This is a genomic window from Mucilaginibacter sp. 22184 (assembly GCF_052045695.1).
GTDB lineage: Bacteria > Bacteroidota > Bacteroidia > Sphingobacteriales > Sphingobacteriaceae > Mucilaginibacter.
On sequence record NZ_JBQEPI010000010.1, the window covers coordinates 20,030 to 41,316 of the forward strand.

The following is a 21,287-nucleotide window of genomic DNA, read 5'->3' on the forward strand; positions in this document are numbered from 1 at the left end:
ATATAAGAACCGGTTACGCTTTTGCGTACCGGTTTTTACAGATACAGCGGCAATGAAGGTTTTTTTTCGCACCATACATCTTTACCTGAGCCTTGCGGCTGGTATTATTATTTTTTGCTCGTGTTTTACAGGTACCATGTTGGTTTTTGAAAAGGAAATACAACACACCGTTAATCCGCATCGTTATTTTGTAAAACCGCAGGGGGGAAGAATGGCTTTGGCTAACCTAATTCCCGGTGCCTTAAAACAAGTGCCCAAGGCAAAGCTCTCGTCGGTTATTGTGTATAACGATCCAGAGCGAGCTACAGAAATAGCGATAATAGTTCCGGAAAAGAAAAATAAAAAAGGTGCCGGGGCGGCTATACCAGAAGCCGACAAGGGGAAAAAGGCCGCTGGGCATGACCTTAAAAAGCCTAAAACAGATGAGCGATCTAATCTCACGCTTTTTGTAAACCCCTATACAGGGCAGGTGCTTGATCAATTTAACCGTCGTCAAACATTTCTGTATAAGGTAGAGATGTTTCACCGGTATTTGCTGGGCGCTAAAAACAGTGTTGGGGACTGGGTGATATCTTTATCGACATTCTTCTTTCTGTTTATATTAATTACCGGGGTGATATTGTGGTGGCCCAAAACAAAAAAGATCATGAAACAGCGCCTCAAAATAAAGTGGGGAGGCAGTACTAAAAGATTAGTGCATGATTTGCATATTGTGACCGGATTTTACACCTCGGTGTTCCTTATAGTTGTGGTGCTAACCGGTTTAACTATGACCTTTAAGTGGGCAAATGCCACCCTGTTTTCCTTAACTGGTTCAAAAGTAGTAGGTAAGGAATTGCCAAAGCCGCCATTATCAATATATAAGCCCGATGCGGTTGCTTTATCTCCCGAAACGGCTTTAAGCGGCATGGGAGAAATCCTCACAAACGCCAGCTATTATAGTGTTCGCCTGCCGCGTGATTCTTCAGCTACCTATACTGTTAGCGTGTGGTCAAAAGAACTGATTGAAACAAATGCGGATATATATTATATCGATCAGTATAGTGGTCGCGTAGCTGGTTCGGTCACGTTTGCTTCTAAAAGCTTAGGGCAACGAGTAAGGGCGTATATGAAACCGGTACACACCGGGGCGGTATATGGTTTGCCTACTCAAATAATCAGCTTTGTTGTTTGCCTGGTATCATTGATCTTTCCGGTAACCGGGGTAATGATGTGGTTAAATCGTACCAGGAAAAAGAAGCCCCGGGCAAAGGCGCTGGTCGCCGCTTAAATTATTCGAAGAATTAATAGTTCTTTCATTAATAATGCCCTTTGGATAAATAAGGGCATTTTTTTTGAGTATAAGCATATCCCTTTTCCTTTACAGGTGGAGCTATTTATGTCACCTTTCTAATACGGCGTTTAGCTTTTATGATAGGCCTGTCTCCATTTTAATGATTATAAAATATTATTAGAAATAAATAGTGAGATATCTTTTTTATTATATTTTTTTTAATGAACTTTCACATTGTATTTCAGATTGATTATTCAATGAGATAAAGAACGGATTATAGCTATTTTGAAGTAAAATATTGAAATAGTGGTTGGGTTTACAATTATAGAAATAGATATTTTTATAATAATGTTCTCTTTTTAATAAATTAACATCAACCAATGCCGTCCATGATTTTTTGTTCTAAATAATTGGACTAACATATACCTGATAAACCGATCGAGCCTAAAAACATTAACATACTCTAGTTATGCTTTCTTTTTTTGAATCAAAAACGAATGGCCCAAATGCGGCAAAACTTTTACTTGATCTTTTGCAGGTTAAAGTAACAGCCACTACGTTAACCCGTGAAATAGAAGAGCATCCAGATTATCCGAGTCTGTTAAGTATAAGCGATGTATTGAATAATCATGGAGTCGAAAATATGGGTATACGGGTTGATCGCCAAAAATTGGAGGAACTTCCCTGTCCATTTATTACTCAAATAAGAGGAGTAAAAGACAAAACAGAATTTTTTACGGTTGTAAAGGAGGTGGGTGAAAATGCTGTTCGTTTTTTTGATGAAGAAAAACGTAGGTGGACCTCATTGGCTAAAGAGGATTTCCTAAAAGGCTGGTCGGGAGTTGTATTATTAGCTGAAGCTAAAGAGGATGCCGGAGAGAAGGATTATAACAAAAAGCTAAAAGAAGAAAGCAGAAAAAATACCATTCAATATTTAAGTGCTCTTTGTATACCTGCTATAGTTATTATTACCGGCTTAATAACCTTGATGCAGTTTGGGGCGAGCGCCTTGCTTCCGTTTGTCTTTTCTGTATTAACCCTTGCGGGAGCTATTACCGGTGCATTACTGCTTTGGTATGAGCTTGATCAACATAATCCTGTATTACAGCAGATTTGCAGTGCCGGTAAAAAGGTAAACTGCGGAGCTATATTACAATCTAAAGCGGCTAAAATTGGAGGTATCAGCTGGAGCGCTATCGGCTTTAGCTATTTCATGGGTGTTTTGCTGTTGTTGCTATTTTCGGGTATAGTTAATCCTGCCGCGTTGTTTGTAGCATCCTGGCTAAACGTAATTGCTGTACCCTATGTGGTATTCTCCATTTATTATCAATGGCGCATAGCCAAACAATGGTGTGTGTTATGTTTATGCGTGCAAGTATTATTAGTATTGCAGTTGGTAACAACACTTTTGGGGGGCTGGCATACCTTGTTGTCATTTAATACCATTGAACCAGGGTTGATCATTTCAACTTTAACAGCGCTCGTTGTTCCGTTTATCATTACCACTTTGTTAATGCCAGCTTTTCAAAAAGCTAAGGCGGGTAAACAAACCAGTAACGAACTGCAAAAGCTGAAGCACAACCAGGAGATATTTGAAGCATTACTTCAAAAGCAAAAAATGGTGGCTAATATTCCCGATGGTCTCGGAATAACTTTGGGTAATCCTAATGCCAGTTATAAACTGATCAAGGTGTGCAATCCTTATTGTGGCCCTTGTGCCAAAGCGCATCAACCGATGGAAGATCTGCTGGAGAATAATCCAGATGTTCAGGTACAGATATTATTTACTGCCACAAATAGCGAAGGTGACATGAAAACGCCGCCGGTAAAACATTTGTTAGCCATTGCCGAGAAAAACGAAGAGCCTATTGTGAAGCAAGCACTGGATGACTGGTATCTGGCCGAAAAGAAAGATTATGAGACATTTGCAGCTAAATATCCTATGAATGGAGAGCTGAAACAACAAAATGCTAAAATAGAAGCTATGAAAAATTGGTGTGATACAACGGGAATAGAATTTACACCCACGTTTTTTGTTTCCATGCCGAATGAAAATAATGAAACAATATACTATCAATTACCATCTATATACAGCGTAATTGATTTAAAATATTTTTTTGCTGTGTAAAAATGAATCTTCAATAAGCGTTTTTAGGTACAGTATTTTATAGAGATTTATAAGAAAAAAAATAATTGATTTTAAAGATCCGGCGGCAGCCGGATTTTTCTTTTTAGGGGTATAGCAGAATACCCTCCAAAAATGTTGAAAACTTTTTGGTGGTAAAAAGTGGTAGAAAGTGGTAAAAGTACATTACTTTTACTCATTGAATTATGCCATAGTCTCAAAATGTCCTATTTAACCGGTGAATTTGAATGTAAGCTGGATCCTAAATCAAGGATGATGATACCTGCTGGCCTCAAAAAAAAGCTTCCTGAAGCTGAAACTGAAGGCCTGGTGATCAATCGCGGATTCAAAAACTACCTGGTTATTTATACAAAAACAGAGTGGGACAAACGGCTTGATGAACTGAGCAAACTTAACGAATACGAGGAAGATAACATAGAGTTTATCAGATATTTCACCCGTGGCGCTACCGAGCTTTCGCTTGATGCTGCCGGCAGGGTGTTGTTGCCGAAGTTTTTGTTGGATTATGCAGGTATAAAAAATGATGTAGTACTGGCCTGTCAGTTAAATAAAATTGAGGTTTGGGATGCCGAGGCGCATAAAGCCGCGTTCTCCAATGAGCCTCAGAATTTTAGCGCGCTGGCACAAAGGGTTATGGGTAATAAAGCAAGGAGGGGTGATGAGTGAGTATCATGTACCGGTAATGCTCAGTGAATGTATTGAAGGGCTTTCCATTAAAAAGGACGGCACATATGTGGATGTGACTTTTGGCGGTGGTGGTCATTCGCGCGAGATATTAAAGAATCTGGGTCCCGAAGGAACTTTGCTGGCTTTCGATCAGGATGCCGATGCGCAGCAGAATTTGATTGAGGATGAGCGTTTTGTTTTTATTGATCAAAACTTTCGCTATCTCAAAAACTTTTGTCGTTTGCATGGCGCTATCCCGGTTGATGGTATCCTGGCTGATCTGGGTGTTTCATCGTACCAGTTTGACCAGGCCGAGCGTGGGTTTTCTATTCGCTTTGATGCAGAGTTGGATATGCGTATGAATCAACTGGGCGAGCTTACAGCTAAGGATGTGGTTAATAACTATACTGTTGCTGAGTTGCACCGCATTTTTGGCATTTACGGTGAAATACAGAACGCGAAATCGCTGGCCGAAACCATCGCGACAGCTCGTTTAAATGCACCGATAGTGACCATTGCCGATCTGAAAAACGCGATCAGTAACCGTATCCCCCGGGGGAAGGAAAATAAATACCTGGCACAAGTGTTCCAGGCATTGCGCATTGAAGTTAACCAGGAGCTGGAAGCTTTGAAAGAGTTTTTGGTTCAGTCGGCAGAAGTTTTAGCCGTTGGTGGCCGACTGGTGGTGATGTCATACCACTCGCTGGAAGACAGGCTGGTGAAAAATTTCATTGCCAAAGGCAAATTTAGTGGCGAGGTGGAGAAGGATTTTTACGGTAATAATAATAAACCGTTGGATGCAGTAAGCCGAGGGGCTATAACAGCATCAGACGAAGAGATAAAGAATAACAATAGGGCACGGAGCGCTAAACTAAGGATAGCTGTAAAAAAATGACGAATCGTTTACGTACAGAAATTCAGGACGAAGAAGAATTGGAACAGGATATCATCGTGGAGGAAAAACCTGCGCGAGAGATCCAGGACAATCTTTTTACCCAGCTTTTTGCCAAGGGTTTTATCTCCAAAGAAAAAGCCACGGGTGCCCTTCCCTTTGTGATGTATATAGCTTTTTTAGGTATGGTATATATTGGTAATATGCACCTGGCTGAAAAAACGATACGTGACATTGATGATCTGAATAAAGAAGTAAAAGAGCGTGGTTGGGATTATAAAACCGCCAAGGCTGATATGGCCTTTAAAAGTACATTAACCGAGGTGGCTAAACGTGCCGATACCCTGGGGGTGAGGCAATCTGTTGAGCCACCACAAAAAATAACAGTAAAGGAGGATCAGGATGGGAATTAGAACCAACATTCTGCTGCGGGTATATATCGCTTTCGGGCTGATATTGCTATTTGCTTTTGCTGTAGTAGTGCAGTTGTGCCGGGTGCAATTTGTACAGGGCAAAAAATGGAAAGATATGGCCGCCAGTCTTTCGGCTCAGTATCAAACTGTTGAGGCTGCCCGTGGTAATATATTTTCTGTGGATGGTAGTCTGTTAGCAACCTCTGTTCCGGAATATGAGTTGCACATGGATATGATGGCGGGTGGTATTGCCGAGGATAGCGTGTTTAATGATAACATTGATCAGTTAGCCTCCAGCATGTCAAAAATGTACGGCGACAGATCTTCCCGTGAATACTCCAGGATATTCCGCGATGCCCGTAAAGAAGGTTCGCGCTATCAGTTGTTAAGGCGTCGGGTGAGTTATCAGGAGCTAAAAAAGATCAAGGAATTTCCAATTTTCAAAAAAAGGAAGACCCGGAATTGTCTGATCGTATTGCAACAGAATAAACGTATACGGCCTTTCCATTCGCTTGCCGCACGTACTATCGGCTATAAGAATGAAAATGTTAAAAATGCAGTAGGCCTTGAAGGGGCCTATTCGTCTTATATCAATGGCGAAAACGGACGCAGGTTAATGCAGCGCATTCCAGGCGGAACATGGATGCCCGTTGATGATGACGAGGAGATAGCCGCTAAAGATGGTGCAGATATTATATCTACCATCAATGTGAATTTTCAGGATGTAGCCCAGGATGCCTTAATGAAACAGTTGATCAAAAGTGAGGCCGATCATGGTTGTGTAGTATTAATGGAAGTAGCTACCGGCGAAGTAAGAGCTATTGCCAACTTTACCCGTACCAAAGAAGGCAACTATGAGGAAAGAATGAACTATGCTATCAGTAACGCTATTGATCCGGGTTCAACGTTTAAACTGGCATCGTACATGACCCTGCTCGATCAGCATAAAATAGATACCAGTACAATAGTAAATGCTGAGGGAGGTAAATACAAATTTCCGAAAGGGCCAACCATTACCGATACCGAGCATGATAATTATGAAATGAGCGTTAAACGCGCGTTCGAAGAATCATCAAACGTAGCAGCAGCTAAACTGGTCACTCGTTATTATAGTGGTAATCCATGGGAGTATATCAATAAGCTGTATAGTTATCATTTAAACCAAAAATTACAACTGCAAATCCGGGGGGAAGGGCAGCCGGTAATCAAAAATCCATCGAACCGAAGCTGGAATAAAAATTACAGTTTGCCTGAGATGGCTTATGGATATGAAATGAATTTAACGCCGCTGCAAATGCTGGCTTTTTATAACTCGGTACCCAACAATGGTAAGCTCATATCGCCCATTTTTGTACGCGAGATACGTCGCATGGGCAATCCTATTGAACAATTCCAGGCACGGGTTATCAACGAGCAGGTATGTTCAGATGTCACCATCGGCAAGTTAAAAGGTATGCTGGAAGGTGTGGTACTTAATGGTACGGGTAAAAATGTAATCAAAAACAAGCTTTACAGTGTGGCAGGTAAAACAGGTACCGCACAAATAGCCGACGGACGAAAAGGTTATACTGCTCACAAAACCTACCAGGCTTCATTTTGCGGTTATTTCCCCGCCGATCATCCTAAATATTCCATGATCGTGGTGATCAATAACCCAACAAAAGGTAATTACCTGGCAGCCCTGGTTGCTGGTCCGGTTTTCAGAGAGGTTGCAGATAGGGTTTATGCTAATGATATGGAAATAAACCAAAGTCCGGCTACACATTTGGTAGGTAATACCAGCATGCCAAAAGTAAAGCAGGGTAATTTAAAAGCATTAAAAAAGGTGTATACCAAGTTGGGTGTAAAACCACTGTACGCATCGGCAAACGCCGATGTGGGCGGGATTGATACCAGCAATGGAATTCCTTTTGAGGATGTAAAATATAAAAATGGCACTGTGCCGGCAGTTACCGGCATGGGCCTTAGTGACGCCCTGTATGTATTGGGTAACGCGGGTTATAAAGTAACGGTACGCGGCAGCGGCGTGGTAACCACACAATCGGTTACCGGCGGCAGCCTGATACCAAAAGGATCACGAATAACAATTGAATTACAATGATGTATTTAAGTGATATATTGGATGGATTGGCTTTTACTGAATTACAGGGAAGCGCTGATGTGGAAATTACGTCTGTAACCTTTGATTCGCGCAAAGTTGAGCCCGGTTCATTGTTTGTTGCCGTAAAAGGTACGCTGGTTGATGGCCATGACTATATTGATCAGGCTATTAAAAGCGGTGCCATCGCTGTTATTTGCGAAGATCTGCCAGCGCGTACCGTAGCCGAGGTCGACTTTCTGATGGTGGCCGACTCTGGCAAAGCATTAAGCATCGTGGCTGCTAATTTTTATGGTCGGCCGTCTGAGCAACTTAAGCTGGTAGGGGTAACCGGTACCAATGGCAAAACTACGGTAGCCACTTTGTTGTATCAATTGTTTCGCGATCTGGGATATAAATGCGGATTGCTGTCAACTGTCGAAAATCAGATCAATGATACAGTGATCCCGTCAACCCATACCACCCCAGATCCTATTGAGCTCAATAGTTTACTGGCCGAGATGGTAGAGCAGGGATGTGATTATTGCTTTATGGAAGTTAGTTCGCACGCTATAGCCCAACATCGTATAGCCAACCTGGTATTTGCAGGTGGGATATTTACTAACCTTACGCATGACCATTTAGATTATCATAAAACATTCGACAGTTATCTGAAAGCCAAAAAAGCGTTTTTTGATGGCTTGCCAAAAGCAGCCTTCGCGCTAACCAATAGCGATGATAAAAATGGTAACGTGATGCTGCAAAACACACAGGCCCATAAGAAAACCTACGGACTAAAATCAATGTCCGATTATAAGGCCCGCATTCTGGAAAACCAGTTTGATGGCTTACTGCTGCATATTGATAACGAAGAAGTTTGGTTTAAAATGGTAGGCACATTTAATGCCTATAACCTGCTGGCGGTTTATGCTACGGCTATGCTGCTCGATCAGGATAAGGCTAAAGTATTAACCAGTTTAAGCAAACTGACCGGTGCCGAAGGTCGCTTTGAATATATCGTAGCACCTAATAAGGTTATAGGGATAGTTGATTATGCCCACACACCGGATGCTGTTCAGAATGTGTTGAGCACCATTCATGATATCCGCAAAGGCAACGAGAAGGTGATCACGGTAATTGGTTGCGGAGGCGACAGGGACAAAACCAAACGCCCTGTAATGGCTCGCGTAGCCAGCGAATGGAGCGATAAAGTGATACTGACTGCGGATAACCCACGGTCGGAAGATCCAGGCCAGATTATTAAGGATATGGAGGAGGGTGTTGATCCGGCTTTCAAAAGACATACAGTGAGTATTGTTGATCGTCGTGAAGCTATTAAAACGGCATGTATGCTGGCCAGTCCGGGAGATATTATTCTGGTAGCAGGTAAAGGGCACGAGAAATACCAGGAAGTAAAAGGAGTGAAAAATCACTTCGATGATATGGAGGAGTTAGAAGAGCAGTTTAAGTTATTGTCATAAATAAGAGTCAATAGTTAAAATTTTAGGGAAGATAATTTCAACAACCAATTAATATAAATAAACGAGTAGAAGTAATCAAAACATAAACCACGATCTGCACATCGATAATCCGCACATATGCACATCAGCATATCTGCACATTTGAAATCTGCACATCAGCACATTTAAAAAGGGATGTTATATTATTTATTTACATATCTAAGTAAAAACTTCAGTATTCCGGGGGCAGGGGTATTTCAGTATATCACTTTCCGTACCGCTATGGCTGTAATAACATCGTTGATTATCACTACGGTTTATGGCCGTAGGCTTATCGATTACCTGCGTTTTAAACAAGTGGGCGAAACGGTACGAAACCTGGGTCTGGAAGGCCAAATGCAAAAATCGGGTACGCCTACCATGGGTGGTATCATTATTTTATTAGGTATCCTGATTCCTACTTTGCTGTTTGCTAAACTCGGTAACGTTTATATTATCCTGATGCTGATTACCACAGTATGGCTGGGCGCAATTGGTTTTTTGGATGATTATATCAAAGTTTTCAGGAAAAACAAAGAAGGCCTTGCCGGAAGATTTAAGATCATCGGGCAGGTAGGTCTCTCACTGATCATCGGCTGGACAATGTATTTCAATACGGATATTGTGATCAGGCAGGAAGTTAAACTACCTGTAAAAGTTGATGCCCCGGTTGAGTTTCATATGAAAAGGGATGTGCCGGTTTATACCCAGGATGTGCGGTCAACAAAAACCACTATGCCTTTTTATAAGAACAATGAGTTTGATTACTCCAAAGTGCTCAAATTCCTGGGACCTGGTTATGAGCAATACGGATTGGTCGTGTTCCTGTTTTTTGTTATTGTGATCATCACTTTTATATCCAATGGAGCAAATATTACCGATGGTATCGACGGATTGGCCACTGGTACTTCAGCAATTATTGGTATTACGCTGGCCATACTGGCTTATGTATCCGGTAACATTGCCATGGCCGATTATCTGAACATTATGTTTTTACCCAACTCGGGCGAACTGGTAATATTTGCGGGCGCATTTGTTGGGGCCTGTGTGGGCTTTTTATGGTACAATTCCTATCCGGCCCAGGTATTTATGGGCGATACAGGTAGTTTGGCCATAGGCGGCATCATCGCTGTTTTTGCTATCGTAATACGAAAAGAGCTATTGCTTCCGGTGCTATGTGGCGTATTCCTGATCGAAAATATATCGGTTATTATGCAGGTAGGTTGGTTTAAATACACCAAGAAAAGATCGGGCGAGGGCCGGCGGATATTTTTAATGGCGCCGCTACATCATCATTATCAAAAAAAAGGGTTCCACGAAGCCAAGATTGTTACCCGCTTCTGGATCATTGGTATCATACTGGCCATTATAACCATTATAACATTGAAGTTGAGATAAGAGAATCAAGAAATAAGAATCAAGAGACAGGACAAAAAAATATATAGTGCAATAGAATAATGAATCAGACGGAACACATAACTCAAAACTCACTACTCGCCACTCAAAGGCTCGCCATTCTCGGCGCGGGTGAAAGTGGTGTAGGTGCGGCGTATCTTGCTCAACAGCAGGGTTATGATGTTTTTGTTTCGGATTTTGGTGCCATTGCTGATAATTATAAAAAACAACTACAGGACTGGAACATTCGCTTTGAAGAGAACCAGCATACCGAGGCAGAAATACTGAACACTGTTGAAGTGATCAAAAGTCCGGGCATACCAGAGAAAGCGCCTATTGTTAAAAAACTGCGTGAAAAAGGTATCCCTGTTATTTCGGAGATAGAGTTTGCAGGAAGATATTGCGATGCTAAAATAGTAGGAATTACCGGTTCAAATGGTAAAACCACTACCACCAGCTTAACTTATCATATCCTAAAGAACGCGGGATTAAATGTGGGTTTGGCCGGCAACATTGGTAAAAGCTTTGCTTACCAGGTGGCCACCGAAAAATTTGAATATTATGTGTTGGAGCTAAGCAGCTTTATGCTGGATGACATGTACCGGTTTAAGGTTGACATTGCTGTTTTGCTCAATATTACGCCTGATCATTTAGACAGGTACGATTATAAGCTGGAAAATTACGCGGCATCAAAATTTCGTGTAACGCAAAATCAAACAGCGGCCGATTATTTTATTTACTGTGCCGATGACCCGGAAACCATCAAAGGGATGGCCGGGCGGACGTTTGAAGCACAGCAGTTACCCTTTTCAATTGAAACTACGATTAAACCGGGAGCATATCTCGAAAACGACAATATTGTCATTAACACAACACAAGAACATTTTCAAATGTCAATTAAAGAATTAGCCCTGCAGGGTAAGCACAACATTTACAACTCCATGGCATCAGGTATTGTTGCAAAAGTGCTCGAATTGCGCAATGAATCGATGAGGGAGAGTATGGGCAACTTTAAAAATATCGAGCACAGGCTGGAGTCGGTTGGCAAAATATCCGGTATCAGCTTTATCAATGATTCTAAAGCTACCAATGTTAATTCAACGTGGTATGCGCTCGAAAGTATGACTACTGATGTGGTATTGATCCTTGGTGGTGTTGACAAGGGCAATGACTATAATATGTTGAAACAGCTGGTAAAGCAAAAGGTAAAAGCTATAGTGTGCCTGGGTAAAGACAATAAACGTATCCACGATGCTTTTGAGGATGATGTAGAAGTGATCGTGAATACAGGCTCAGCTGCCGAAGCGGTACAGGTATCATTCCACCTGGCCGAAAAAGGCGATACCGTATTGTTATCACCTGCTTGTGCCAGTTTTGATCTGTTTAAAAATTATGAAGATCGCGGCAATCAGTTTAAAGCTGCGGTAAGGGAATTATAGAATGAGGTCCATAGACTATGGTCAATAGTCCATGGAAAAAGAAAATAAGATCTAAGGACTATTGACTATGGTCCATGGACAAAAAAAGTAAAAAGTTAAGAAATGCACAGGATACTCAGTAATACAAAAGGCGACCGCTGGATATGGCTTATAGTCATATTGCTTTCTGTTATATCCCTGTTGGCGGTATACAGTTCAACCGGTACGCTGGCTTATAAGCGTGGCGTTGGGGTCGAGTCGATCCTGATGAAACATCTCGCTATGGTGGTGGGCGGTATCGCGCTGATGTATATTTCGCACAAGCTCGATTATCGTTACTATGCAGGTATCTCCAAGATCATGATGATTGTGACCATACCGTTGTTGCTATATACACTATTATTTGGCGCACGCATAAACGAGGCCAGCCGGTGGATAAATATCCCCGTGATAGGACTTAGTTTCCAGACATCGGATTTGGCTAAACTGGCTTTGATCACCTACCTGGCACGTACCCTTTCGCGCAAGCAGGAAAACATTAAGGATGTCAAAGAATCCTTTTTACCAATTATGGGCGCAGTTTGCCTGGTATTTGTATTGATAGCACCAGCCAACTTATCAACTGCGCTGATGTTGTTTGGGGTAAGCATTTTATTGCTCATCATAGGGCGTATCAGTATTAAGCAAATATCAATGGTTTGTGTAGCCGGATTTATATTGTTAATGGCAGTTTTGTTTTTAGGCCCACGGCGTGAAACACGTATTTCCAGGGTGAAAACATTTTTACATCCTGAACTGGCAAAGCCCGATAAGTCGTTTCAATCAGATCATGCCAAAATAGCTATTGCCAGTGGCGGCATATTTGGCAAAGGCCCGGGCAACAGTACCGAAAGAAATTATCTGCCAGAGTCCTACTCCGACGAAATATACGCCATTATTATTGAGGAGTATGGACTTATAGGCGGACTTGCCCTGATAGGCATTTACCTATTTTTACTATACAGGTGCATAAAAATTGTGACGAAGGCCCCGAAGGCTTTTGGCGCGTTACTGGCTTGTGGTTTAAGTTTTAGCTTAACTATACAAGCATTTGCCAATATGGCGGTGGCGGTAGGATTAGGGCCGGTAACGGGTGTGCCACTACCGTTCGTGAGTATGGGTGGTACATCGATATTATTTACCAGTGTGGCGTTTGGTATCATACTGTCGGTTAGCCGTGATATTGAAGAACCTAAAAAAGTAGTGGTGGGCGAGATCAGGACGGCCTGAGCTTAATTAGTGAATGAGTGATTTAGTGAGACGGAGTTTTGGGATTTAGAGTTTAGAATTTAGTTTTTAAAGTTAAAAAAATGGCAAAGAGAATAATCATCAGTGGTGGCGGAACAGGAGGACACATCTTCCCGGCTATTGCTATTGCCAATGCTTTAAAAAATATTGATCCGGCTATCGAGATATTGTTTGTGGGTGCTAATGGCCGTATGGAGATGGAGAAAGTTCCGGCTGCCGGTTATAAGATTATTGGTCTGGACATCCAGGGTATACAACGCAAGTCTGTTTGGAAAAACGTGATGTTCCCTGTCAAACTGTTAAACAGTGTACGCCGGGCACTTAAAATTATTAAGGATTTTAAACCCGATGCCGCTGTAGGCGTTGGTGGCTATGCTTCGGGGCCGTTGTTGTATGCTGCATCGTTAAAAAATATCCCTTACCTCATACAGGAGCAAAACTCTTACGCGGGTATCACTAATAAATGGCTGGGTAAAAATGCCCAAAAAATATGCGTGGCCTTTGACGGCATGGACAAGTTTTTCCCTGCCGGAAAAATTATTAAAACGGGTAATCCCATCCGCCGCGATTCGGTGAACGTGGCCGGTAAACATATGCAGGCGTTGGAGCTGTTTAAGCTTTCGGCCTTCAAGAAAACGGTATTAATAACTGGTGGTAGCCTTGGGGCACTTACGTTAAACAATAGCATAGCCGCCGGTTTAGATAAATTGATTGCTGCCGATGTTCAGGTTATATGGCAAACCGGCAAGTATTATTATAAACAGATTATTGCGAAGTTAGGTGAAGACCATCATCCTGATGTGAAGATCAGGGAGTTTTTAACACGAATGGACCTTGCTTATGCTGCTGCCGATATCATTATATCACGTGCCGGTGCCGGTACTATTGCCGAGTTGTGCATGGTTAAAAAACCGGTGATCCTGGTACCATCACCTAATGTAGCCGAAGATCACCAGACAAAAAATGCGCTGGCGCTGGTTGAGGAAGACGCAGCTGTTTTTTTGGCCGACAGGGACGCCGAAGAAAAGCTGGTTGATAAAGCGCTTGAATTGTTACACGACAGAAACTTACAAAAGAAACTAAGCACTAATATTGGCAAAATGGCCATGCCTGATGCCGACGAAGTTATTGCACGCGAATTATTAAAAATAACAATAAACAACAACAATTAAAATTATGGTCCTCCTTCTCCCCAAAAGAGGAGGGCCTTTTTTAAAATTAAAACAATGGAACTGCATAACATCAAAAGAGTTTACCTTATAGGTATAGGCGGCATCGGGATGAGCGGCCTGGCTCGTTATTTCCATCATTTAGGGTGTGTTGTTTGCGGTTATGATAAAACGGCGACGGATTTGACCAATGATCTGCACAACGAAGGTATCCGGATCATCTTTGATGACCGGGCCGATTGGATCCCGATGAGTTTCCAACAGCTTTGCGATGATACCCTGGTTATTTATACCCCGGCTGTTCCTAAAGATTCTGTTATATTAAACTATTTTAAAAATAAAGGATTCGAGCTGTTCAAACGGTCGCAGGTTTTGGGGCTGATCAGTAAAAGTTCCTTCACTATAGCGGTTGCGGGTACGCATGGTAAAACAACCACCTCAACCATGGTGGCGCATATCCTTAAAGATTCTGGTAATGATTGCTCGGCATTTTTGGGTGGTATATCGTCCAATTACCAAAGTAATGTGCTGTATGGTAAAAGCAATGTGATGGTGGTGGAGGCCGATGAGTACGATCGTTCGTTCCTTACCCTTTTCCCGGATGTGGCTATCATCACTTCGATGGATGCCGATCACCTGGATATTTACGGCGATCACGCGCATTTAACCGAGTCGTTCCAACTGTTCGCCTCACAAATAAAAAGCGGCGGTACACTGGTTCATAAAAAAGGCTTGCCTTTGGATACGGGCTATACTTATGCGCTCAATGATGCTACAGCCGATGCGCATGCAGCCAACGTACGTATTGAAGACGGCGATTTTTACTTTGATTTTGTGAATGCTGACGTCACCATCCCCAACATCAAAATGGGTATAGCCGGAACACACAATGTGGAAAACGCGGTTGCAGCCATAGAAGCTGTTTTGCGATTAGATGTTGATACCGGTGCTATAAAAAGCGCGCTGGGGTCATTCAGAGGTGTTAAACGTAGGTTTGAATACATCGTGAAAACACCACAGCATATTTATATTGATGATTATGCGCATCACCCTGAAGAATTACGGGCATGTATATCCTCAGTAAAAAAGCTGTACCCCAACAAAAAGCTGACCACCATTTTTCAGCCACATTTATATACGCGCACACGTGATTTTGCTGAAGGTTTTGCCGAGGTGCTGGATATGGTTGACGAATTGATCATGCTGGATATTTATCCGGCACGTGAATTGCCTATAGAGGGCGTTAACTCAGAAATGTTGCTGAACAGGATGGAGCTGCAAAACAAACGGAAACTAAGCAAACAAGAGGCGCTGGATGCGGTAACCAATGAGCAGCCAGAGTTATTGCTTACCGTAGGTGCTGGTGATATTGATACTTTGGTTCATTCTTTAAAAGAAATATTGAGTAATGAATAGAAAACTCATTTGGAAGCGTGTGTTGATCATATCTGCCTGGGTAATTTGCCTGGGTGGCCTCATCACGCTCATGAGTTTTATTGAAGCAAAAAAGGGTAGTGTTATTTGTACGGCGGTAAAGGTTAATATACCCGGTAGTCAGTATTTTATTGATAAGCAGGAAGTTGATCATATTTTGCAAACTACCAGTCATACACTGATAGGGCGCAAACTGGAAGGGATCGATATACAGGATCTGGAAAATAAATTAAAGGCGAATCCATTTATTGAATTTGCCAAGGTCTATACCGAAATGAACGGTGTTTTACGGGTCGAGGTAAGTCAGCGCCAGCCCATATTGCGTATCATGAACCATTATGATATGGATTTTTATGTAGATCAGCATGGTTTAAAGATTCCGCTGTCGCCCAATTTTACTGCAAGGGTATTGGTGGCCAATGGTTTTATCGACGAGCTGTTTACCAACCATGTAGACTCCTTGCATACCAAACTGGCTAAGGATCTGTTCCTGACGGCCGATTTTATCCGTAAGGATTCCCTTTGGGATGCGCAGATAGCACAGCTGTACGTGAATAAAGACCACGAAATTGAATTGATCCCGCGTGTGGGGAGCCAGAGGATACTGATCGGGAATGCCGATTCGCTGCAGGTAAAATTTGCTAACCTGATAGCGTTTTATAAACAGGTATTGCCCAAAGTAGGCTGGGATAAGTACAGTACTATAAATATCAAATACTCCGGCCAGGTGGTTGGTGTTAAAAATGAAAATATGAAAGCAGATTCAATCAGGGCAAGCAAGGCCAAAAGTCTCAAAACCGATTCTGCAAAAATGGAAAAGGATACATCTCAAATAAATTAGGAATATGGACAAAAGCTCAACTCAAGAAAAAAGTTCGCCAATTGTAGTAGGATTGGATATCGGAACGACTAAAATATGCGCCATTGTTGGGCGCAGGAGCAAGAACGGGAAGATTGAGGTATTAGGAATTGGCAAGGCCGAGTCTGCGGGTGTTACCCGTGGTATGGTATCAAATATTGATAAAACAGTACAAGGGATCTCGCAGGCGGTTGATGTAGCCGGTGCGCAATCCAATGTAGATATTAAAGTTGTGTTTGTAGGTATAGCGGGCCAGCATATAAAAAGCCTGCAGCACCGCGGTTTGATAACCCGTCGCGACCTGCAATCAGAAATTGGTCGTAAGGATATTGATAAGCTCATTGAAGATATGTACAACCTGGTGATGCCTCCGGGGGAGGAAATCATCCATGTATTGCCGCAGGAGTTTACGGTAGATAACGAGCCGGGTATTAAAGACCCTATAGGTATGGCTGGTGTGCGTTTGGAAGCCAACTTCCACATCATATCCGGCCAGGTTACGGCTATCAAAAACATTGTAAAATGTGTTAACAAAGCCACCCTGGATAGCCAGGACCTGATCTTGGAGCCACTGGCTTCTTCCGAATCGGTATTGAGCGAAGAGGAAAAAGAAGCTGGTGTAGTACTGGTAGATATTGGTGGTGGTACTACCGACGTGGCCATATTCCACGAAGGTATTATTCGTCATACTGCCGTGATTCCATTTGGTGGTAACAGCGTGACCGAGGATATCCGAGAAGGTTGTTCGGTAATGCGTAACATAGCCGAGCAGTTAAAAGTAAGGTTTGGATCGGCATTGGCTGATGAAAATAAAGAGAACGAGATTGTTTGCGTACCGGGTTTACGTGGTCGCGAGCCAAAAGAGATCTCGGTGAAAAACCTGGCCTACGTAATACAGGCCCGTATGGAAGAAATTGTAGAGCATGTGTACTACGAGATCAAATCGTCAGGTTACGAGAAAAAACTGATAGCCGGTATTGTAATAACCGGTGGTGGTGCGCAACTGAAACACCTGCGTCAATTGGTAGAGTTTGTTACCGGTTTAGATTGCCGCGTTGGTTACCCAACAGAGCACCTGGCCAAAAACGAAGTGCTGCCAAAAAATATTTATGAGGAGCTGCAAAGCCCGACTTTTGCAACAGGTATTGGCTTGCTGATAAAAGGTATCCAAAAAACGGAGTATATGACCGCGGCACCTGTAGCAGATACAAGAACAGAAAAACCAAAATACGAGCCCAAAAAGGAAGGTGGCTTGTTTGACAGGTTGCTGAAAAAAAGTATCACATTTATAAAAGATGATATAAATGATGAAGACTTTTTGAAGTAGTTTTTATGGTATCAAGTAATTAGTATCAAGTATCAAGACTTTTTAGGAAGTCGAATAAAAAAGAGCGGTCTTGATACTTGATACCAAAGTTTTACACATAAAGCAACTTTTCCACATTATTGACAATTGTGGAAAACCTTTGTGGAAAAAGTACTATTATTACGATGGTAAAATCTAAATATTGGTTGAATCACATATAGCTGAAAACGAAGATTATGCAGTTTGAGATGTTAAAAGAAAAATCGTCTATCATCAAAGTAATTGGTGTTGGCGGTGGCGGCGGTAACGCGGTGAACCATATGTACAGGCAGGGAATTACCGGTGTTGACTTTATAATTTGCAACACTGATGCCCAGGCGCTGGAGCTAAGTCCTATACCAAACAAGGTACAGTTGGGCGCTAGTCTTACTGAAGGAATGGGTGCCGGTTCAATACCCGAGGTGGGCAAAAACTCAGCTATTGAGAATATCGACGATATTAAGCAGATGCTGGGTGTAAATACCAAAATGTTGTTTATTACAGCAGGCATGGGTGGTGGTACAGGTACAGGCGCAAGCCCTATCATTGCCAAAGCGGCCCGCGAAATGGATATATTAACGGTAGGTATCATTACTACGCCGTTTTCATTTGAAGGTAAACGCCGTAAAATGCAGGCCGATGCCGGTTTGGAAGAATTGAAAAAATATGTCGACTCGTTCCTGGTAATATCAAACGATAGGTTACGCCAGATATTCGGCAACTTAACCATGAGCTCTGCTTTTGCACAGGCCGATAATATATTAACAACTGCCGCTAAAGGCATAGCCGAGATCATTACCTTACCGGGTTATATCAACGTTGACTTTAAGGATGTGCGCACCGTAATGAAAGACAGCGGTGTATCTATCATGGGTAGCTGTTCTGCCGAAGGCGAGAACCGGGCTTTAAAAGCGGTTGAAGGTGCTTTGGCATCGCCATTGTTAAAAGATAATGAGATTGAGGGTGCACGTTATATATTGCTCAACATCAGCTCTGGTATACATGAAGTAACCATGGACGAGGTAAGCATTATTACCGATTACATACAGGAAGAAGCAGGCTTAGCGGCCGACCTGATATGGGGTAATTGTGTGGACGATAATCTGGGCGACCAATTATCGGTTACCATTATCGCTACCGGTTTCCAAACCAAGGATGAGCGCGAAAAAGAGAACAGCAATAAAAAGATCATCTCGATGCTGGAGCCCGAAGTTAAACCTTTGGTAAAACCGGTGAATGAATTTATCAACCCGGTTAAAGCCACCGCTACTGCCGAGCCTTATATTAAACCAAAGGATGAGCCAAAACAAACCGGCTTGTTTGATATGTTTGCTGCCGGCCGTTCTGAAGAAAAAGAAGAGGTGGTAATGCGTTATAATCTGGACGAGGAAGAAGCCGAAGAAGATCACGAACCGGATACCGCGGGCTTTACTTTTAAAATGAACGAACCTGAATCATACGCACCGGTTAGGGAAGAAAGAATGCCAGAGCCACCGGCTCCAGCTCCCGAGCCAGAGCCTGTAGTTGGTGCTGATGATCATAAAACAAATGAATCTATCGAAGAGCAGTTGAAAAAATCGCGCGAGCGTATCATGAGGCTGAAAGATCTGAGCATGAAACTGCGCAGCGGCAACATACAGGAACTGGAAAATGTACCTGCCTACAAACGTAAGGAAATAGCGCTGCAGGAAACCCCGCAATCTGACGAAAGCCAGATTTCCAGGTTCAGCCTGATGCCGGATAACGAAGGCAATACCGAAATCCGCAAAAACAACTCTTTCCTGCATGATAACGCTGATTAAAAAGTAGAATCAAGAAGTAAGAGTCAAGATACAAGACCACAATAATTAAAGACAGGAAAGCTATCAAAGAATAAATCTTAGATAACTTTCCTGTTCTTGTTTAAAATAATACGTTTTTTTCAAGTCTTGATTCCTGACTCTAATAGTCTTGACTCTATTACTTTAGTTATAACCTATTCTAAAAAGTTATAGCTATTGCTGCAAGCAGGATAAAGGGCTATATTTGTATTTTAAAATACTATCTTCAAAAGCATACTATTTTGGATCTATTTGACAAAATAACAAAAAACTCTGGCGGCCCTATCGGTCAGCATCAAAAATGGTCGCACGGTTATTTTTCATTCCCTAAACTGGAAGGAGAGATTGGCCCGCATATGCAATTTAATGGCAAAGAACATTTGATCTGGAGCCTGAACAATTACCTGGGTTTAGCCAATCACCCCGAAGTAAGAGAAGCGGACGCGAAAGCGGCTGCGGATTACGGCATGGCTTACCCGATGGGTGCACGCATGATGTCTGGTAACTCTATCCATCACGAAGAGCTGGAAAATAACCTCGCTGCATTTGTTGGCAAACAAGCCGCTTTTTTATTGAACTACGGTTACCAGGGTATGGTATCCATTATAGATGCGCTGGTTGACAGGAATGACGTTATTGTTTATGACGCGGAATCGCACGCTTGTATCATTGATGGTGTGCGCCTGCACATGGGAAAACGTTTTGTTTATCAGCATAACGATGTGGAAAGCTGCGAAAAGCAACTGGAACGTGCTACACGTCTGGTGGAGCAAACCGGCGGAGGTATCCTGCTGATCACCGAAGGTGTTTTTGGTATGTCGGGAGTTCAGGGTAAGCTAAAAGAAATTGTTGAGCTTAAAAAGAAATTCGATTTCCGTTTACTGGTTGATGATGCGCATGGCTTTGGTACCATGGGTAAAAATGGTGGCGGTACCCACGAAGAGCAGGATTGTGTAGATGGTGTTGATGTATATTTCGGAACCTTTGCCAAATCGATGGCAGGTATCGGCGCGTTTGTAGCCGCCGATGAGCAGATCATCCATTTCCTGCGTTATAATATGCGCTCCCAAACATTTGCCAAAGCATTGCCAATGCCAATGGTTATAGGTTTGAAAAAGCGTTTTGAACTATTAAAATCAAAACCTGAGCTGCGCGAAAAACTATGGCTGATAGCTAATACGCTTCAAAAAGGTTTAAAAGAGCGTGGTTTTGATCTTGGTCAAAGCAATAGTATGGTTACCCCGGTATTTTTAAAGGGCGATCTTTATGAAGCCACCAGCTTAACCCGCGACTTGCGCGAAAACTATGGTATCTTCTGCTCTATCGTGATCTACCCGGTTATCCCTAAAGGATTAATTGTGTTGCGTATTATACCAACCGCTGTGCATTCTTTAGAGGATGTACAACGCACGCTTGACGCCTACAGCGAAATGGCCGAAAAACTAAAATCTGGTTATTACAAAGAGAACAAGCTGGAAATAGCTTAAGTTTTTTCTTGAAACATAAAAACAAACAAAGGCCACAGGAAACTGTGGCCTTTGTTTGTTAAAGCGCGTCATTGCGAGCGCAGCGTGGCAATCCCCAAAAAGAAGGT

General features: G+C 42.4%; 16 protein-coding genes. All 16 read left to right on the forward strand.

Annotated elements, in window-relative coordinates:
- The first annotated feature begins 52 nt into the window (after nucleotides 1–52).
- The 16 genes from ACTJKG_RS21530 to ACTJKG_RS21605 all read left to right on the forward strand — a co-directional run bounded on the left by ACTJKG_RS21530 (nucleotide 53) and on the right by ACTJKG_RS21605 (nucleotide 21,180).
- On the forward strand, nucleotides 53–1,270 hold the full coding sequence (locus tag ACTJKG_RS21530; protein WP_440740394.1) for a PepSY-associated TM helix domain-containing protein: 1,218 nt from the start codon (nucleotides 53–55) through the stop codon (nucleotides 1,268–1,270).
- 472 nt (nucleotides 1,271–1,742) lie between these two features.
- Nucleotides 1,743–3,401, forward strand: a complete 1,659-nt coding sequence (locus tag ACTJKG_RS21535; protein WP_440740395.1) for a vitamin K epoxide reductase family protein — start codon at nucleotides 1,743–1,745, stop codon at nucleotides 3,399–3,401.
- 219 nt (nucleotides 3,402–3,620) lie between these two features.
- A complete protein-coding gene (mraZ, locus tag ACTJKG_RS21540) occupies nucleotides 3,621–4,085 on the forward strand; it encodes a division/cell wall cluster transcriptional repressor MraZ (RefSeq protein WP_166090265.1) in 465 nt (154 codons plus the stop codon).
- Nucleotides 4,078–4,980, forward strand: coding sequence for a 16S rRNA (cytosine(1402)-N(4))-methyltransferase RsmH (gene rsmH, locus ACTJKG_RS21545; RefSeq protein WP_172336507.1), 903 nt, complete (start codon nucleotides 4,078–4,080; stop codon nucleotides 4,978–4,980). The genes mraZ and rsmH overlap by 8 nt, the downstream gene beginning before the upstream one ends.
- On the forward strand, nucleotides 4,977–5,390 hold the full coding sequence (locus ACTJKG_RS21550) for an FtsL-like putative cell division protein (protein WP_172336506.1): 414 nt from the start codon (nucleotides 4,977–4,979) through the stop codon (nucleotides 5,388–5,390). Before rsmH ends, ACTJKG_RS21550 begins: the two co-directional genes overlap by 4 nt.
- The gene (locus tag ACTJKG_RS21555) at nucleotides 5,380–7,491 is read left to right on the forward strand and encodes a penicillin-binding protein (protein ID WP_172336505.1); all 2,112 of its coding nucleotides are present in this window, start codon (nucleotides 5,380–5,382) and stop codon (nucleotides 7,489–7,491) included. The genes ACTJKG_RS21550 and ACTJKG_RS21555 overlap by 11 nt, the downstream gene beginning before the upstream one ends.
- Nucleotides 7,488–8,948, forward strand: coding sequence for a UDP-N-acetylmuramoyl-L-alanyl-D-glutamate--2,6-diaminopimelate ligase (locus ACTJKG_RS21560; protein WP_172336504.1), 1,461 nt, complete (start codon nucleotides 7,488–7,490; stop codon nucleotides 8,946–8,948). The genes ACTJKG_RS21555 and ACTJKG_RS21560 overlap by 4 nt, the downstream gene beginning before the upstream one ends.
- A 174-nt stretch (nucleotides 8,949–9,122) precedes the next feature.
- A complete protein-coding gene (mraY, locus tag ACTJKG_RS21565) occupies nucleotides 9,123–10,364 on the forward strand; it encodes a phospho-N-acetylmuramoyl-pentapeptide-transferase (protein WP_172336503.1) in 1,242 nt (413 codons plus the stop codon).
- A gap of 59 nt (nucleotides 10,365–10,423) precedes the next feature.
- The gene (gene murD / locus ACTJKG_RS21570) at nucleotides 10,424–11,800 is read left to right on the forward strand and encodes a UDP-N-acetylmuramoyl-L-alanine--D-glutamate ligase (RefSeq protein ID WP_172336502.1); all 1,377 of its coding nucleotides are present in this window, start codon (nucleotides 10,424–10,426) and stop codon (nucleotides 11,798–11,800) included.
- 102 nt (nucleotides 11,801–11,902) lie between these two features.
- Nucleotides 11,903–13,048, forward strand: a complete 1,146-nt coding sequence (locus ACTJKG_RS21575; protein ID WP_440740396.1) for an FtsW/RodA/SpoVE family cell cycle protein — start codon at nucleotides 11,903–11,905, stop codon at nucleotides 13,046–13,048.
- A gap of 80 nt (nucleotides 13,049–13,128) precedes the next feature.
- Entirely contained in the window at nucleotides 13,129–14,238 is a 1,110-nt protein-coding gene (gene murG / locus ACTJKG_RS21580) for an undecaprenyldiphospho-muramoylpentapeptide beta-N-acetylglucosaminyltransferase (RefSeq protein WP_172336500.1), read from the forward strand.
- Between the two features lie 54 nt (nucleotides 14,239–14,292).
- Nucleotides 14,293–15,651, forward strand: a complete 1,359-nt coding sequence (murC, locus tag ACTJKG_RS21585) for a UDP-N-acetylmuramate--L-alanine ligase (RefSeq protein ID WP_172336499.1) — start codon at nucleotides 14,293–14,295, stop codon at nucleotides 15,649–15,651.
- Nucleotides 15,644–16,510, forward strand: a complete 867-nt coding sequence (locus tag ACTJKG_RS21590; protein ID WP_440740397.1) for a cell division protein FtsQ/DivIB — start codon at nucleotides 15,644–15,646, stop codon at nucleotides 16,508–16,510. The genes murC and ACTJKG_RS21590 overlap by 8 nt, the downstream gene beginning before the upstream one ends.
- Nucleotides 16,511–16,514: 4 nt before the next feature.
- Nucleotides 16,515–17,855: a cell division protein FtsA gene (gene ftsA, locus ACTJKG_RS21595; protein ID WP_172336497.1), complete on the forward strand. Its 1,341-nt coding sequence runs from the start codon at nucleotides 16,515–16,517 to the stop codon at nucleotides 17,853–17,855.
- Between the two features lie 215 nt (nucleotides 17,856–18,070).
- On the forward strand, nucleotides 18,071–19,675 hold the full coding sequence (gene ftsZ, locus ACTJKG_RS21600; protein ID WP_440740398.1) for a cell division protein FtsZ: 1,605 nt from the start codon (nucleotides 18,071–18,073) through the stop codon (nucleotides 19,673–19,675).
- Nucleotides 19,676–19,935: 260 nt separating this feature from the next.
- The gene (locus ACTJKG_RS21605; protein ID WP_172336495.1) at nucleotides 19,936–21,180 is read left to right on the forward strand and encodes an aminotransferase class I/II-fold pyridoxal phosphate-dependent enzyme; all 1,245 of its coding nucleotides are present in this window, start codon (nucleotides 19,936–19,938) and stop codon (nucleotides 21,178–21,180) included.
- Nucleotides 21,181–21,287 lie beyond the last annotated feature (107 nt).

Coding starts and splice junctions, on each gene's coding strand:
- ACTJKG_RS21530 (WP_440740394.1), top strand. CDS start 53: ATGAAGGTTTTTTTTCGCACCATACATCTTTACCTGAGCCTTGCGGCT.
- ACTJKG_RS21535 (WP_440740395.1), top strand. CDS start 1,743: ATGCTTTCTTTTTTTGAATCAAAAACGAATGGCCCAAATGCGGCAAAA.
- mraZ (WP_166090265.1), top strand. CDS start 3,621: ATGTCCTATTTAACCGGTGAATTTGAATGTAAGCTGGATCCTAAATCA.
- rsmH (WP_172336507.1), top strand. CDS start 4,078: ATGAGTGAGTATCATGTACCGGTAATGCTCAGTGAATGTATTGAAGGG.
- ACTJKG_RS21550 (WP_172336506.1), top strand. CDS start 4,977: ATGACGAATCGTTTACGTACAGAAATTCAGGACGAAGAAGAATTGGAA.
- ACTJKG_RS21555 (WP_172336505.1), top strand. CDS start 5,380: ATGGGAATTAGAACCAACATTCTGCTGCGGGTATATATCGCTTTCGGG.
- ACTJKG_RS21560 (WP_172336504.1), top strand. CDS start 7,488: ATGATGTATTTAAGTGATATATTGGATGGATTGGCTTTTACTGAATTA.
- mraY (WP_172336503.1), top strand. CDS start 9,123: ATGTTATATTATTTATTTACATATCTAAGTAAAAACTTCAGTATTCCG.
- murD (WP_172336502.1), top strand. CDS start 10,424: ATGAATCAGACGGAACACATAACTCAAAACTCACTACTCGCCACTCAA.
- ACTJKG_RS21575 (WP_440740396.1), top strand. CDS start 11,903: ATGCACAGGATACTCAGTAATACAAAAGGCGACCGCTGGATATGGCTT.
- murG (WP_172336500.1), top strand. CDS start 13,129: ATGGCAAAGAGAATAATCATCAGTGGTGGCGGAACAGGAGGACACATC.
- murC (WP_172336499.1), top strand. CDS start 14,293: ATGGAACTGCATAACATCAAAAGAGTTTACCTTATAGGTATAGGCGGC.
- ACTJKG_RS21590 (WP_440740397.1), top strand. CDS start 15,644: ATGAATAGAAAACTCATTTGGAAGCGTGTGTTGATCATATCTGCCTGG.
- ftsA (WP_172336497.1), top strand. CDS start 16,515: ATGGACAAAAGCTCAACTCAAGAAAAAAGTTCGCCAATTGTAGTAGGA.
- ftsZ (WP_440740398.1), top strand. CDS start 18,071: ATGCAGTTTGAGATGTTAAAAGAAAAATCGTCTATCATCAAAGTAATT.